The organism is Methanosaeta sp. UBA356, from assembly GCF_002496465.1.
GTDB classification, from domain to species: domain Archaea; phylum Halobacteriota; class Methanosarcinia; order Methanotrichales; family Methanotrichaceae; genus Methanothrix; species Methanothrix soehngenii.
Genome location: NZ_DAKC01000040.1, coordinates 16,065 through 30,356 on the forward strand (window position 1 = coordinate 16,065; position 14,292 = coordinate 30,356).

A 14,292-nucleotide genomic window follows, 5' to 3' on the forward strand; every position below is an offset into this window, starting at 1 on the left:
GGATATGCCCATAGAATATTAGAGACGGTTCTGTAGAGATAGATATAGTTCTCATCCTCCTTTGGCTGGATGTAGATGTGAGGATTGTTCTCCACCGTCGTGGTAATGATCTCCTCTTGAAAGCCGCTCATAATTCCCATGAAAAGAACGATGATCGCCACCGCCAGAGTCACCGCAGCAACTGTGAACAGGGCCATCCTGGGATTTCTCAGGATATGTCTTTGGGCGATGGAAAACTCGTACATCATTTTTTCCTTCAATATCTCTTCATGCGTTTATGGCCTGGGTGGGATCAAGCCTCGATGCTTTGTAAGCGGGATAGGAGCCTGCGATGATGCTCAATGCAATTGCAGCGATTATTATCACCAGGAAGCTTTCCAGGCTGATCACAACCGGCAAGGTGATCTTCTGACCGCCGGGGGCTTCCATTGAGAACTCCAGATTACCGAGATAAAGGGAAAGGGCGAGGCCCAGGACTGCACCCACCGCTCCGCCCATCAGCCCCAAGAGGCCGCTCTCGATCAGGAATATGTTCATTATGCTCTGCCTTTTCGCGCCCATGGCCATCAGCATACCGATCTCGCTGGTCTTCTCGTTTACCAGCAGGTACATGACGCTTCCCACTCCAAAGGAAGCGATGATCAGGATCAACAGCATTATCAGATTGTTCTCGAAGGTCTCTATGGCCAGGGTCTCCAGGATCTCCGGGTAGAGCTTCTGCCAGCTATCCGCCTTGTATCCGTAATCCTGCAGAGATCTGGCAGCGGCATCTGCCTGGTAGATATCCTCAAGCCTTATATCAACATTAGATGCCACATCCCCTTCATTCAGAAAGCTCCTGGCGGTTTCCAGGGAGACGATGGTCAGGTCATCTTGCCAGCCGACGGGCGGATCGAAGATGCCTGAAACCATCAGGCTGGTGCCCCTGGCATCGGGAAAGCTGGCATAGATCGTCTGGCCCATCTTGACCTTCAGCCGTTCAGAGAGCTTTTTGCCCAAGATCACCTTTTTGCCGCTCTGGACGGAGATAAGGTCCCCTTTGATCATATATTCCTCAAGATGGTATATGCTTTCAAAGTCCTCCGGATCAACCCCTGACATGGCTACATTCTCCACATTTTCCTTATATGTGAATGTAGCACTGGTGCCCAGGCTGGCGGATACAGCCACTACCCCTGGGATGTCCCAAATGCGATCAGCGAGGCTGTGATAGAGGTAGATGTAATCGTCGCCTTCTTTGGGGGTGACGGTGACATGAGGAAGGTCCTCGATGATCACATCGAAGAGCATATCCCTAAAGCCGTCCATCATGAATATGGAGACGAGAGAGATGGATACTGCCAGGGCTATGGCTGCTACAGAGAGGAGGGTTCCTCTCTTTCGATAGATGATATGCCTCATGGCGACGGTCAGCTCGAAGGCGGAAACGATACTGCTGGGCAGGTCGGGCACCTCTTTTTCCCCACTATGATGTTTTCTCTTATCAAGTTGCTGGGCTGAGCTTCTATTCGATGAAGATCCATCGATAGATTATTTAAGGCTGGAAAGCAGCCCGAGATCGATGTGCTTTGAGGAAGAAATCTTCACCCAATCACTGCTGGAAGATGTCGAGAGGCTGTATAAGGATGCGGACCCTGCGCACGACTTTTCTCATATCTTAAGGGTTTATCATAATGCCAAAGTGATCGGCCAGGCCGAGGGTGCGGACATGCCTGTTCTTCTCCTGGCAGCTCTACTGCATGACGCCAAAGAGGGATCTAAGCATTCTCTTGGCTCATTAGATGCAAAGCAGGATCAAGAGGTCAGGCGACGGGAGGCAGTATGCCAGTTCCTGGAGAAAATCGATCTGCCTGAAGAGAAAAAAGCGAAAGTGCTCTATGCGATCGAGGTTCACCGCTTCTCCCAGGGAATCAACCCCCAAACCCTGGAGGGCAAAATACTTCAGGATGCCGACCGGCTGGATGCCATGGGCGCTGTCGGCATAGCCCGAGCCTTTATGACCGGCGGATCTATAAACCGGGCATTCTACAGCCCTCAGGATCCTTTCTGCAAGAGACGTGAGCCGGATGACGGCAAATGGAATCTGGATCATTTTTACAGAAAGCTCCTCAGGCTGGAATCCCGAATGCATACCAGGAGAGGAAAAGAGATGGCCAGCAGGAGAAATGAGGTGCTGAGAAGATATCTGAAAGATCTGGAGGAGGAGATCGAGGAGCATTCGCCGTAAAGCAATTTTGCGTGCAGCAAAGCTGATAATGCCCATCTTCAAGCTGGAACAGCCACATAGATATTGTGCTTATTGGATACTATCTTCACCCGCACGCTCCCCTCTTTTTTCGGGCAGTCCACCACCGATACCACCCGATTCTTTGCCACTCCAAGCTGCTCGCCCTCTACCCAGCCGGGAGCTCTTATCTCCACTTTTGTCTTCTCATTTCTCTTGAAGACCGTGGGGATCATGGGCCGCTTCTCAATTTCGAAATCCTGCGCCTTGAGCCTCAGGGGCAGAGAGAACTCCTTCTCCCACTGCGGCATGCTGCGGTTATAAAAGTGCCACCAGTTCTCCGCACGAACGCCCCGCGGCGATCGGCCCAGCCGGTAGTGCTCGAACTTCTGAATCCCAAGGGGCGGCCACCTCTTTCCCGCTCCTGATCTAATGGCAAAATCGATCAATTTTGGAATCTCTTGGTCGTTTATTCCCGGAATGTACACCGGCGCGATCAATAGATCGATTCTGCTTTTGGCAATATTTTCTGCTGTCTCTATAAGCCCCTGGACATCAAATCCCGGCCTTCCCGCCAGATACGCCGCCAGCTCCGGATCTAAAGCGTGCATGGAGAGGTTGATCCTGTCCAGCCCCGCCTCCTCTAAAGATCTGATCATCTCCTCATCCAGACGAGTGCCATTGCTCTGCATGGAGACGACACTGACCTCTCCTATCCCCTTCAGCCTCCCTACCAGCTCTACGATATCCGGATAGAGCATAGGCTCCCCAGGGGAGTCGATATGGCACTCCACCCCGGGTCCCTTGAAGGGAGCTATCTCCCGAACCGCCTCCATCAGATAGTCCAGGTCCACCTGATAGTCTGTCACCCTTGACCTCGAGCTGGGACCGGCATCAACCGAGCAGAAGGGGCAGCTTAAGTTGCAGCCGCAGCTCGGCCTTATCTGCAGGAGATTGCTCCCTCGATCCACCACTCCGAAGTACAGACATCCCACCAGCGGTATGTCCGACTCTCTTGTCACATGAAAAAAAGACATTTAAGGTATCAGGATATGACCACCGTACCATTTTCCCGTCTCAATACCGCTCCCTCTGCTGCCGGAAAGGGAAGATTAGAGTCAGAGCCTGCTGGGACCACCGACTCCTGAGATGCCATGGCCTCCCCAGACCCAGGCACCGCTCTAAATGCTAGGGGGTCCATCTCCTCTGAGGTCCAGGCCAGGTCTCTATTCTCCAGCACCTCCCCGTCAGAGGTCAGAACCAGATCAACCAGCCGAACCCGGGAGACCTCCTCCAGGATAATAAAATCTGAGGGACTGAACTCGAGGCTGAGGGTGTGGTTGCCCGGATTAAGGCGTTCTTCAACCTTCTCGTATCCGATCTCCTTCCCGGAATCATCCAGGATGAACCCATCGATCCGATAGGTTCCCGGCTTTGTCACCGACAGGTTGACCCCAACGGCTATGACCTCCATAGTGGTCTGATTGACAAATCCGCTGATGTAGGCAGGAGGCGCCTGGAACTCTTTGGGATCACGATCTATGCGGATATCCTCTTCATAGCGATCAAGGTAGTTGCCAGTATTATCGTAGAGGACCAGGTTCTCGATTCTGATAGGGCCGCACTTGGCCGCTCTCCAGATATCGGTGCCGCTGACGTTGACATGAATATCTCCATCCTCATCCAGCCTCTGGCTCTGATCTATCACATCGATCCTATTCCCAAGGCAATCGTTCACCACCCCATTCAGCCTGAAATTTCCTGGAATGGTGACATTCACCCCGAATCCCAAAACCAGCTGGTCATGCTTGCCATCTTCATCCTCGTCCAGCACCTTTTCCGAGCTCAGGCCGACAAGCCCTGATCCGGCCAGCGAGATGCTCACCGGGATCTGGATGCTGCTATTGTTAGCCCAGATCTTTAAGTATCCCTGCAGCTGGTGTTGGGCAGGATTCTGGGGCAAGGCAAGGCTGGCCCTTAGGGTTTGGTTGCTGCCTGCCTCCAGCCGGTCAGGGCCGCTGATGCTGATCCAGCTCCAGGGCTCCTCTTTGTATTGTTTGACAGTGAGCCTGAAGGGCTGGCCGGTTTCGGGGACATTATACCCATAGACGTTGATCGCCCACCTGCCAGCTTGGGGATTGGAGACCTCCACCGGACCGAGATATCCCGACCCCAAATCCGCATGCTCCTCGCTTGCCATTCCATCGGGATCCTCAAAGACCAGGGCCACCTCGCTGTATCTGCTGCCCTCAATGGTGGCAAGCTCTGCAGAGAGCCTTATGGTCTCATCGGTTACATTCACCGTCTGGTTCCAGATCTGCTTCAATCCCACTCTGCCCTCATACTCCACCAGGCTTTCGTTCTCGATAACTGCCGCATAGCTCAGATTCTCCATCGCCAGACCTCTATTCTCCAGCAGGATTTCGATGCTGGCATTCGTTCCCGGATTGGCGGAGTCTATGTGCCACCGCTTGGGAGTGGGCTCTATCATCTCCTGCTCCACCTGGAGGGTATAGCTGGCATTAACGGATGCATTCTCGCTATACACGGCCACGAGCCACCTTCCCGAAGGCGGGCTCTCGATTGCTACCCTCTTGGAGCTGCCCTCCGGCCCTCCGGCATAGTACTCACTGGTGGGGGATATCAGGAACAGGTCCAGGCTGGAGCCAAGGTCCGTGGAGCTGGCATTGATGGAGCTAAAAGCCGTTGAGTTGGAGTCATTTCGATCAGCATCAATGGAATCCGATTCGGAGTTCCAGTCCAGCCTGACCTCAATCCCCCTCGATCCCACCGGCAAATCCAGATAATAGTAATCCCACTGGTTCCCGGTCAGGCTTCCGGAATTCCCTCCTTTTCCCAGGGAGATGGATAGGGGCTCTGCCACCGTCAGGCTGACCGGTATCTCAAGGACCGTCTTATCGGAGTCAGTGATATCAAGCGATCCGGAATAATCTCCAGGATCCGTATCTTCCGGCACCTGGATGGATGCGGCAAAGACATGCTGACCGTTGGATGATATGTGCTCAGGAAGGGCCTGCAGGCTGACCCAATCTGCTATCTCCCCCTGAGCGGAGAGGGAAATCCCATCTCTCTCCCGGTTGCTGAAGAACACGAACCTGGTATTCCAGTCGCGGTCTCCAGGGGCAAGGGCATAGATCTTCTTCTGCGGCCGGTCTGCTCCTGTATCCAGGCCCACATAGACTCCTTCTCCTGAGGGCAGATATGCCCACCGACCCGGCTTCCACAGATCAGGCACAACGCCGCTCATCCCATCTCCCAGCTCCTCCAGGAGCTGATAGGAATGTAGAGCATCCAACAGGCCAGTTCCCTGATAGTATGCCTCGTAAGCCACCCCATGGGTGTTATTGAGCTTGGCCGCTCCCCTGGTCATCGCCCCCTTGATCCCTGCGGGAGTTAGGTTGCTCCTCTCCTGCAAGAGAAGGGCAGCGAGACCTGCGGCAATGGGCGTGGAGAGGCTTGTCCCCGATTCCCGGGCATAATAAGTATCAACATACTCCGGCCCCTCAAGGCCAGCGGGCACTGTGGAGATGATATCCATTCCCGGAGCGACGACATCCGGCTTGATCCTGTCGTCCCTGGTCGGTCCGGAGCCGGAGAAGCTGGCCATATGCCCCGCGGCATCGGTTGAACCCAGGGTGATGACATTCACCCCGTCGCCTGGCGAGTCTATCAGCCCCGGAGGCAGGGCGAAGACGATGGGCACAAACAGGAAATAGACGTCCTTGCCGCTGCTCTCTTCCGTCTGGGAGAGCTCGACAGGAGAGCCTCGAAGCTGGCTGGACGATGCTCCCGACAGCTGATTCTCGTTCTCAGTGCTGTTGCGGTTTCCCGCAGCCACACATACCACCACACCCTGATCCGCGGCATTATCTGCGGCCATGGTTATGGGGGGATTGGTCTCGCCCAGGTTTATCCCTCCCAGGCTGAGGCTCAGAACATCAGCGCCATTGTAGATGGCCCACTCAATGCCGGCGATGATATCCGATACCCTGCCATCGCCATTCTGGTCGATCACCTTGACATTGATCAGGCTCGCCCCGGGGGCAATTCCCACATATCTTCCGCCCGAGCTGGCACCTGAGCCGGCGATGATCCCGGCGATCATTGTGCCATGGCCCAAAAGATCGTCTGCTGTGATCTCATTGGCCAGGAAGTTCTTCTCAGCGATCACCTTGCCGATCAGATCGGGATGATTCTTGTCGATGCCTGAATCGATCACCGCAACGTTTATCCCCCTGCCATCGATCCCCATCTCCCAGAGCTTATCCGCTTTGATGATCCGGGCGGGAGAGATGTAACCATCTGATGGGCCATCAGAATCGTTATCCTGCCCATCGACGGAAGAGTTATCATAAACCAGAGCATTATCCGGTGCAGATGCGATATCCTCGACTGGTGCCGATATCTTCGCAGGATCATCGAAATAGATAGCGGATACTCTATCGCTCTCTGCCATCTCTCGGATGGTAGTGCTGCTTGCCTCTCCAGCCAGGCCGGGGATGAGCTGATAGCTGTACTTGACATCGAAGCCGTCAATATCCAGAGCCTCGGTGCCCTTCAGCATCACAATCACAGGTATCCTCTCCTCTCCCGCACCACCGAGCATCTCTGCCAGATCAGCATCTATCTTTCCGACGGCATCAGATGACCCTGCTTCGGCTATCTGCGCTCCGGCCACGGCCAGGAGAAGCACGCTCGCTGCAGAAAATAAAATAAAAGCATTTCGATCCATGATCAACCAAACCCATAAATGGTGTGAATCCAGCCCCCACCAAGTTCATATCATCGCGATGTAAGTAGATAATGCTAAATAAACCTGTGGTACTTCTTAGGTGAATGATGTTGGACTGGCTGGCTTCTTATCTGCTCTGGATCAGCTTGCTTCTGCTGCTTGTATCATCCCTGACCAAAAAGAGCCTCATCGCCCTGTCCGGATGGCTCCTATTTGGCGTATTCTGGCTGGCTCAGCCCGGGCACTATCTGGCCATCAATGACTACTTCAATGCCATCCTCTTCACTGCTGCCGGTCTCATGTGCTTTTATATGGCCTGGATAATGACTAGAAGGAGCGGCCCCTCCAAAGCCCAGCTCTGGGCAAGCTATGCCGCTGCAGTATGCGGAATGGTCTATTTTCCATTCGCCGAGATCGAGCCCCTGAGAGAGGCACTGATAGGGTTTACCACCCTCATGACTGTGCAAGCCCTTCAGGCTCTATCTGTTCCGGTGGTCATGCCCGGCTGGAATATCATGACTCTGAACGGTAGGTCGGTGGAGATCATCCTCGCCTGCACCGCCATTGAGAGCATCGCCCTCTTTTCAGGACTCATCATATCCGTCCGAGCACCAATCGGCCGGAGGGCGGCAGCTCTTGTGGTCTCTATCATCTCCATCTATATCCTGAACCTAGTGAGAAATGGATTCGTGATCATGGCCTACGGCTGGAGCTGGTTTGGAAGCGCAAGCTTTGAGGTTGCCCATAATCTGATCGCCAAGATAGGATCTGTTGCTGCTCTCTTGCTGATATCCTATATGATATTCCTGCTCCTCCCCGAACTCCTCTCGATCATAGATGAGCTGGCAGCGGACATAAGACACCCCAGAGGAGATGCCGCTTGAAGCTGGCAAAAGACTCCCGCGGATGGATATCGGTGCCCATTATCCTGACCGCTGCCCTGGCCGCTGCCGGGAACTGGTACATATCGGCTGCCGCTTTTATGGGTTTGCTGTTCATGATATTCTTTCACCGGGACCCAGACCGTCTGCCGCAAAGCGAGGGTATGCTCTCTCCAGCAGACGGAAGGATCATTCAGGCCACCCCTGAGAAGGTCACCGTATTCATGGGCTTCGGCGATGTGCACGTTAACCGGTCGCCTTTAGATGGGACGATAATCAGTGTGGAGCAAAGGAAAGGCACTCACCTCCCAGCCTTTCTAAACCGCTCGTGCCAAAACCAGCAAAACAGAATTAGAATCGATACCGAGGACGGAGAGATTCAGCTGTGCCAGATCACCGGGACCTTTGTAAGAGAGATCATCTGTTATGTCAAACCCGGAGATCACGTCCTCCGGGGGGAGAGGATAGGCATGATCCGCTTTGGCTCGCGGGTGGAGACCACCATTCCCAGGGGATACAAGCTGCAAGTGGCCATTGGAGATAGCGTCCGGGCGGGGAAGACGGTTCTTGCCATCAAGTGCAACTCGGAGCTGCCAGGAGTTCCAGTGGCATCAGGTTCATCAGGAGTTCTAGTCTCTTCTGGGTCACCAGGAGTCACTTCATGAATATCCTGCGCGCACTCCGGCCGCCAGACCTGTTCACCATGTTGAACATCGCTCTGGGATTTGCTGCCATCCTCGTCATCTGCGAATCACAATCTTTGGATATCTTAAAGGTAGCAGTCGTTCTCATAATATTAGCAGCGATAGCAGATGGACTGGACGGATTTGTAGCCAGAAAGAGGGGATCCGGTCCCCTGGGAGCTAACCTGGACTCCCTGGCAGACCTGGTGTCCTTTGGTGTAGCGCCGGCCTTTCTTGTTGTTCAGGCATTCAGCCTCCCCTTCCTGATCTGGCCGGCAGCGATCTTCTTTGTCATCTGTGGAGCCCTCCGCCTGGCCAGGTTCAATATCTCAAACAAGAGCGATCAGCTCTTCGAGGGCCTGCCCATTCCTGCTGCAGGCATGGCTCTATCAGCCAGCGTCCTATTGGGGCGGCCTGGGCTTGCCGTTACACTCATGCTCATTTTGGCTTTGCTCATGATAAGCAGCATACCATATCCCAAGATAAGGGACAAGAGAGTCCTGTCTATATTGGGCTTCTTCACCATTGCTGCCGCCTGGGCGGTCTTTTTTCAGAGCAATACCATTTATACCGCGATCCTGTTGGGCGCTCTGATAATCATGTATTTGTTAAGTCCGGTGGTGATTTCACGCCTACAAAAAGGGAAATAGCAGCCTTTGAGGCAGGAATAAAGCTGGGAGCACTCTATCACCAGTTCGTGGGCTCGCCAGTGGGAATGAGGACAGCATCCAGCCTTGAGAAGGCCATCGAAGAGAGTATCTCCCTTCAGCCTTATGTGCGGAGGGTCGAGGTGAGGATAGACCGGGATATGCTCTCTGAAAATGTCTTCGGCTACGGCGAGCTGGAAGGGAGGATGATCTGGGCCCTGGTGGAGATAGAATATGAAGGGGAGGTGATCTCCGCCCGGCTGGAGTACGACCGGGAGAGGTGCTATCCCCTTATGAGCCTGAAATAGAGCGTTCCTTAAGGCTCGATTACTCAAACTCTATAGTGCCCGGCGGTTTTGGGGTCAGGTCGTAGACCACCCTGGAGACTGTCGGGATCTCCCCGGTGATCCGGCCAGAGATGCGTCTGAGGACCTGCCAGGGAAGCTCCATCGCCTCTGCGGTCATGGCATCGCGGCTGGTGACTGCCCGGACGGCGACCACATATCCATAGACCCGGTTGTCTCCCTTGACCCCGGTCGCCATTCCCAGGATGGCGGCAAATGCCTGCCAGGGAGAAAACTCTTCCACCTCCTCCTCAACAATGGCGTTCGCCTTTCTGACCACATCCAGCTTGTCCCGAGTGACCTCTCCTACGATCCTGACCGACAGCCCAGGACCGGGAAAAGGCATCCTTTCGCTGATCTCAGGGGAGAGGCTCAGAGCCCTTGCCACCTGGCGAACCTCGTCCTTGTACAGGTCGCGCAGAGGCTCAACTATGTTCTTGAACTCGATCCGGCTGGGGAGGCCTCCTACATTGTGGTGGGCTTTGATGCCTCCGTCCGATTCGATTCTGTCTGGATAGATGGTGCCCTGAATGAGGCAATCGCCGCCGATCCTGCGCGCCTCTTCCTCGAAGACCCGGATGAATGTCTCTCCCACCACCATCCTCTTCTCTTCAGGATCAACAACCCCTTTAAGAGCCTCTAGAAATCGGTCCTGGGCATTGACCCGCACCAGGCCCAGATCCTTGAATAGCTCCTCAATTCGATCGGACTCAGACTGCCTCATCAGCCCGGAGTCCACATAGACAGGAACCAGCCGGTCACCCAATGCCCGATGAGCAAGCATAGCGCATACCGAGCTGTCTACACCCCCAGATAAACCGATAATAGCGCGACCCTTAATATCGCGCTTGATCTCTGCAATGGCGTTCTCAATGAAACGCTCCGCATTCATGGCCATGATTAGCATGCCCGAGTCCCAAGATTTGAGGTTTACGGTGACGACATCTCCTCTGACCGTCACCCAGACTATGGCAGAATGCGGGCGGGAAATTCTTTCAGGTGATCTCAATATGAGAACTACATGAAAAATAGGGCTTTAAATTATCAGGAGAAGGATATTGTTGGTATAGGAGAGTGGGATCACTATGCCCTTGGGGAGGGCTCATCCCTCCGGCCCTCCCCGCGAAAAATATCACGATTAGCAAGGCGTCTTTTTTTCCAGATAGATCGCAGCTGCTTTATGCTGATGGGCTGAATGCGATAGCCATGAGCCGAACTGTGGAGGACATAAAAAGGAGTATTAAGAGCGGAAAGGCAACAGTTCTCACCCAGCAGGAGATCTCTGAGATGGTAGAAGAGAAAGGAGAGATCGGCCTGAAGGATGTGGACGTTGTCACCACCGCCACCCGGGCGATAATGAGCGGCACCTATGCTGTGCTCTCCTTTCCCCTGGCAGCCCCTGGCTCATTCATCCGCGCCAGCAGCGCCAGGATCAACGGCGTTCCTGCCTATCCAGGGCCGTGTCCCAATGAGCGACTGGGTATCATCGATCTGATGGTCTACGGCACCGCGCACAGCATACGCCAGCCGGATTACGGGGGAGGACACCTTTTAAGGGAGCTGGTGGAAGGAAAGGATGTCCTGGTGGAGGTTCTGGCAGAAAATGGAGACCTCCTGGAAAAGGACATCTGCCTGGATGAGATCCCCTATGCCCGCATATTCTCCACTCGCAATGCCTTCAAGAACTATGTGGCCTTCGTCAATCCCAAAGGCCTCCCCCTGAAGACCATCTTCAGCAGGCTGGAGTTTCCGCCTCATTTTGCCGCAGCCACGGTCTCTGGATGCGGCCAGATCAATCCCATCAAGAATGATCCCCACCTGGAAACTATTGGCATTGGAACCCGCATTCTCATCAATGGAGCGCAGGGATTTGTGATGGGGACGGGGACCCGCTCCATGCCCACCAGGCCTAACCTCCTCGGGATGGCGGACATGCGCCATATGGACCCGGAGTACATGGGCGGATTTGCGACCTCAGCCGGCCCGGAGTGCATAGGTTCCTGGGCGGTGCCAATCCCTGTGCTGAATGAATACATCTTAAGGAGCATACTGCTTCAGGATAGGGATATCCCTCTCACCATAATGGATGTGAATGTACGCCAGAAGATCGGCAAGTCGACTTACGGGGATGTCTGGGATTCTGTCGACCTGGAGGTACAGTTCGATCCGGAAAGGTGCAAAGGCTGCACCAGGTGCACTGCAGCGCCAGCCTGTCCCATGAATGCGATAAGCATCGAGGATGGCCGGGTTTTGCGCGATAAAACAAAGTGCTTCAACTGCGGCCTGTGCGTCTCCCAGTGCAGCGGCGGGGCATTCCAGGGGAGGCTGGGGGCCATCCGCCTGGGGGAGAGGACAATTCCCATTCAGCTCCGCCAATCGGATAGAGCAAGGGCGATGGGGTTAGCAAAAAGGCTGAAAGAGGAGATTCTGAATGGATCCTTTAGAATTACCGAGATGGTGGAACGATTGTGAGGGCGAGCAGATGCCCGGGTTCACTTCATCCCCAACCTGAAGAAGGGGTATTCGTGACCCCTCCGCGCTCCCTATGTATTAAATTCTAGTTTACTGCATGCCAAGGCGTTCCTTTATCGCCCGGACATCGGCCTGTACCTGCCTGAAGTTGTTCGCATATCCAGGCTGGATGTCATCCCTCAAGCCCTTGATCTCACCCAAGACATGAGGAATAGCGTCTGTATTTGCCTTTATCTGAGGTATGGCATCCGTATTTGCCTTTATTTGAGGTATGGCATCTGTGTTTGCCTTTATCTGAGGTATGGCATCTGTGTTTGCCTTTATCTGAGGAATAGCATCTGTGTTTGCCTTTATCTGAGGTATGGCATCTGTGTTTGCCTTTATCTGAGGTATGGCATCTGTGTTTGCCTTTATCTGAGGTATCAAGTCGGTGTTCTTTCGCACTGCTCTCAAGTCATCTCTCATATCAAGCAGCACAGGGATGGCTTTATTCAACTGGATCGTAGCGCAGAACTGAGCATACTCTCCTATCCTCATGACCTCTCCCTGAAAGTCATCAAAGACAATATTTGACACCTCGGAACGGGCGGGACGCTCTGTTTCAATCTGAGCGCAGAAGGCTTTAATCGCCTCCTCATCGCCATCAGCAAAGGCCAGGACTGCCTGGCCCTCGCTGCTTCTCATATTGTGAGCCTCAAACATCCTGATCCTATTGGACATGGCAATGCCCAACAGGAAGTAACGGTAGCTAACGTCATTAACCTTCGGACCAGTGATTGTGATCTTGAGCTTCATCTAAGTCTAAAAATAGGTTCGCCTGAGAGAAAAGGATTTGGGTTGAATTCGGCAGTATTGCATTACCCTCGCATCTCGTCCGCCATTCCTCCTGACTTGGAGTCAATGGCGTCCCTCAGTCCGTCACCAAGCAGGTTGAAGGCCAGCACTGTGATCATAATAGCTATGCCGGGGATGAATATCAGGTAGGGCGCAGAAAATATCAGCCCTTGAGAGTCGCTGAGCATCGAGCCCCACTCTGCAGTGGGCGGCTGGGCTCCCAGACTCAGGAATCCCAGGCCGGCTAGTGAGAGGATCGCTCCGGCCATGTTCAGGGTCGCCAGCAACACAACCGGCGAGACTACATTGGGCAGGATGTGTTTTATCAGGATATGCCGATCCGAGGCGCCCAGGCCAAGGAGCACTGCCGGGCCCTGGAGATCCTGGAGAGCAACATCGTCGAAGAGGATAACAAAGAAATCCATCTCGCATAATGGGCCGAGAGGATCGAGTCCAATTCCATGATTAGCTGGTGAAAGCTTGGATATGAGAGAGTAGATGGAATAGGTGGATAGAATTTATACATCTGCAAAGCATGCATCTGAAAGGGTTGATGCTGGTGCTCCTCTGCTGGCACTGCTCAAACTATAATGGAAGGATTCCTATGAACCCCGATGCGCTTAAAAGCTATCAAGAGAAGAGGAACTTCGCTGTTACCTCTGAGCCCAATCCTCCAAAGATCGCCGATAAGAGAGCGAATTCGGGCAGCCAGATCTTTGTGGTGCAAGAGCACCATTCCCGCCAGTTGCACTACGACTTTCGGCTGGAGGTAGATGGGGTTTTGAAATCCTGGGCCATTCCCAAGGGCCCCTCCATGAATCCAAAGGACAAACGCCTGGCAGTCCAGACCGAGGACCATCCGATTGAATACGCCTCGTTTGAGGGCACTATTCCCGAGGGCGAGTACGGTGCAGGAACAGTGGCCATCTGGGATCGGGGCATATACCAGAACCTTTCAAATAAGGATGGCCAGGAAATCTCCCTCTCCCAGGCCCTGAAAGGCGGCCATGCCTCATTCTGGCTAAAGGGCAAAAGGCTGCAGGGCGGCTTCGCCCTCACCAGGACCCCACGCGGCTGGCTCCTGGTCAAGATGCGGGATGAGAAGGCGGAATCATAGGACGATCTCCGCCACAAAAAGCCCGAAAGAGCACTCCACAGAAAGATAAAAAAGACATTAATTTATCCAGAACGGCCCAGGGCCTTCTTTCCCTCTTCAATCAGCTCCTTTACCTTCTGGCCGCCCATATGGCCGATCTTTTCATAAAACTCCCTGCCATGGGTCTCGGCAGTCTTCATACCCCCTTTTCTCCCCGCCTCCTGCACTGTCATCCTGCCCTTTCCTTTCTTTTCCCTTCTCTCTTTCTCTTCCAACAGAACATACCTCCGCTCATTTGACTGCAGGACGGGATCTTCCTTCCTGCTCTGGGCGCTTTTCTCTATCTTTGCGACAGTTT

13 protein-coding genes and 2 pseudogenes are annotated in these 14,292 nt (G+C 53.9%); 7 read left to right on the plus strand and 8 right to left on the minus strand.

Going from position 1 to position 14,292, the window contains the following annotated elements; translation table 11 throughout:
- Positions 1 to 260 (minus strand): annotated as a pseudogene (locus BP727_RS03100) (ABC transporter permease); the annotation flags it as partial.
- A 7-nt stretch (positions 261 to 267) separates the two neighbouring features.
- Positions 268 to 1,452, minus strand: coding sequence for an ABC transporter permease (locus tag BP727_RS03105; protein WP_273278962.1), 1,185 nt, complete (start codon positions 1,450 to 1,452; stop codon positions 268 to 270).
- Between the two features lie 109 nt (positions 1,453 to 1,561).
- Between BP727_RS03105 and BP727_RS03110 the strand changes: the two genes are divergently transcribed.
- Positions 1,562 to 2,227 (plus strand): HD domain-containing protein, encoded by a 666-nt coding sequence (locus BP727_RS03110; RefSeq protein ID WP_273278961.1) that lies wholly within the window; start codon positions 1,562 to 1,564, stop codon positions 2,225 to 2,227.
- Between the two features lie 38 nt (positions 2,228 to 2,265).
- Here BP727_RS03110 and BP727_RS03115 read toward each other — a convergent pair whose 3' ends face one another.
- A complete protein-coding gene (locus BP727_RS03115; protein ID WP_286857310.1) occupies positions 2,266 to 3,261 on the minus strand; it encodes a radical SAM protein in 996 nt (331 codons plus the stop codon).
- Between the two features lie 8 nt (positions 3,262 to 3,269).
- Complete coding sequence (locus BP727_RS03120) at positions 3,270 to 6,977, minus strand: S8 family serine peptidase (RefSeq protein ID WP_286857313.1); 3,708 nt, start codon at positions 6,975 to 6,977, stop codon at positions 3,270 to 3,272.
- Between the two features lie 104 nt (positions 6,978 to 7,081).
- Here BP727_RS03120 and artA point away from each other — a divergent pair, with 104 nt between their 5' ends.
- The 4 genes from artA to BP727_RS03140 are packed head-to-tail and all read left to right on the plus strand — an operon-like array spanning position 7,082 to position 9,496.
- A complete protein-coding gene (artA, locus tag BP727_RS03125) occupies positions 7,082 to 7,861 on the plus strand; it encodes an archaeosortase A (protein ID WP_232844317.1) in 780 nt (259 codons plus the stop codon).
- Positions 7,858 to 8,523 (plus strand): phosphatidylserine decarboxylase, encoded by a 666-nt coding sequence (locus tag BP727_RS03130; protein WP_013718373.1) that lies wholly within the window; start codon positions 7,858 to 7,860, stop codon positions 8,521 to 8,523. Before artA ends, BP727_RS03130 begins: the two co-directional genes overlap by 4 nt.
- The gene (gene pssA / locus BP727_RS03135) at positions 8,520 to 9,191 is read left to right on the plus strand and encodes a CDP-diacylglycerol--serine O-phosphatidyltransferase (RefSeq protein WP_013718372.1); all 672 of its coding nucleotides are present in this window, start codon (positions 8,520 to 8,522) and stop codon (positions 9,189 to 9,191) included. The genes BP727_RS03130 and pssA overlap by 4 nt, the downstream gene beginning before the upstream one ends.
- 23 nt (positions 9,192 to 9,214) lie before the next feature.
- The gene (locus BP727_RS03140) at positions 9,215 to 9,496 is read left to right on the plus strand and encodes a dihydroneopterin aldolase family protein (protein WP_269798859.1); all 282 of its coding nucleotides are present in this window, start codon (positions 9,215 to 9,217) and stop codon (positions 9,494 to 9,496) included.
- 19 nt (positions 9,497 to 9,515) lie between these two features.
- On the opposite strand, the gene guaA is transcribed toward BP727_RS03140, so the two are convergent.
- Positions 9,516 to 10,424 carry a glutamine-hydrolyzing GMP synthase gene (gene guaA / locus BP727_RS03145; protein WP_013718370.1) on the minus strand — a complete coding sequence of 303 codons (909 nt, stop codon included), beginning with the start codon at positions 10,422 to 10,424 and terminating at the stop codon, positions 9,516 to 9,518.
- Between the two features lie 314 nt (positions 10,425 to 10,738).
- On the opposite strand from guaA, the gene BP727_RS03150 reads away from it, so the two are divergent.
- Positions 10,739 to 12,004, plus strand: coding sequence for a methanogenesis marker 16 metalloprotein (locus tag BP727_RS03150; RefSeq protein WP_013718369.1), 1,266 nt, complete (start codon positions 10,739 to 10,741; stop codon positions 12,002 to 12,004).
- Positions 12,005 to 12,094: 90 nt separating this feature from the next.
- Here BP727_RS03150 and BP727_RS03155 read toward each other — a convergent pair whose 3' ends face one another.
- Together BP727_RS03155 and BP727_RS03160 are read right to left on the minus strand one after the other, a co-directional pair.
- Positions 12,095 to 12,799, minus strand: coding sequence for an acylphosphatase (locus BP727_RS03155; protein WP_273272104.1), 705 nt, complete (start codon positions 12,797 to 12,799; stop codon positions 12,095 to 12,097).
- Positions 12,800 to 12,861: 62 nt separating this feature from the next.
- Positions 12,862 to 13,191: pseudogene (locus tag BP727_RS03160) on the minus strand (ABC transporter permease); the annotation flags it as partial.
- Between the two features lie 182 nt (positions 13,192 to 13,373).
- Between BP727_RS03160 and BP727_RS03165 the strand changes: the two are divergent.
- Positions 13,374 to 13,955, plus strand: coding sequence for a DNA polymerase ligase N-terminal domain-containing protein (locus tag BP727_RS03165; RefSeq protein ID WP_286857320.1), 582 nt, complete (start codon positions 13,374 to 13,376; stop codon positions 13,953 to 13,955).
- Between the two features lie 62 nt (positions 13,956 to 14,017).
- Here BP727_RS03165 and BP727_RS03170 read toward each other — a convergent pair.
- A partial coding sequence (locus BP727_RS03170; protein ID WP_286857323.1) for a hypothetical protein occupies positions 14,018 to 14,292 on the minus strand: 275 nt, incomplete at its 5' end.

Coding starts and splice junctions, on each gene's coding strand:
- BP727_RS03150 (WP_013718369.1), top strand. CDS start 10,739: ATGAGCCGAACTGTGGAGGACATAAAAAGGAGTATTAAGAGCGGAAAG.
- pssA (WP_013718372.1), top strand. CDS start 8,520: ATGAATATCCTGCGCGCACTCCGGCCGCCAGACCTGTTCACCATGTTG.
- BP727_RS03120 (WP_286857313.1), bottom strand. CDS start 6,977: ATGGATCGAAATGCTTTTATTTTATTTTCTGCAGCGAGCGTGCTTCTC.
- BP727_RS03115 (WP_286857310.1), bottom strand. CDS start 3,261: ATGTCTTTTTTTCATGTGACAAGAGAGTCGGACATACCGCTGGTGGGA.
- BP727_RS03110 (WP_273278961.1), top strand. CDS start 1,562: ATGTGCTTTGAGGAAGAAATCTTCACCCAATCACTGCTGGAAGATGTC.
- BP727_RS03165 (WP_286857320.1), top strand. CDS start 13,374: ATGCATCTGAAAGGGTTGATGCTGGTGCTCCTCTGCTGGCACTGCTCA.
- BP727_RS03155 (WP_273272104.1), bottom strand. CDS start 12,799: ATGAAGCTCAAGATCACAATCACTGGTCCGAAGGTTAATGACGTTAGC.
- guaA (WP_013718370.1), bottom strand. CDS start 10,424: ATGAATGCGGAGCGTTTCATTGAGAACGCCATTGCAGAGATCAAGCGC.
- artA (WP_232844317.1), top strand. CDS start 7,082: ATGATGTTGGACTGGCTGGCTTCTTATCTGCTCTGGATCAGCTTGCTT.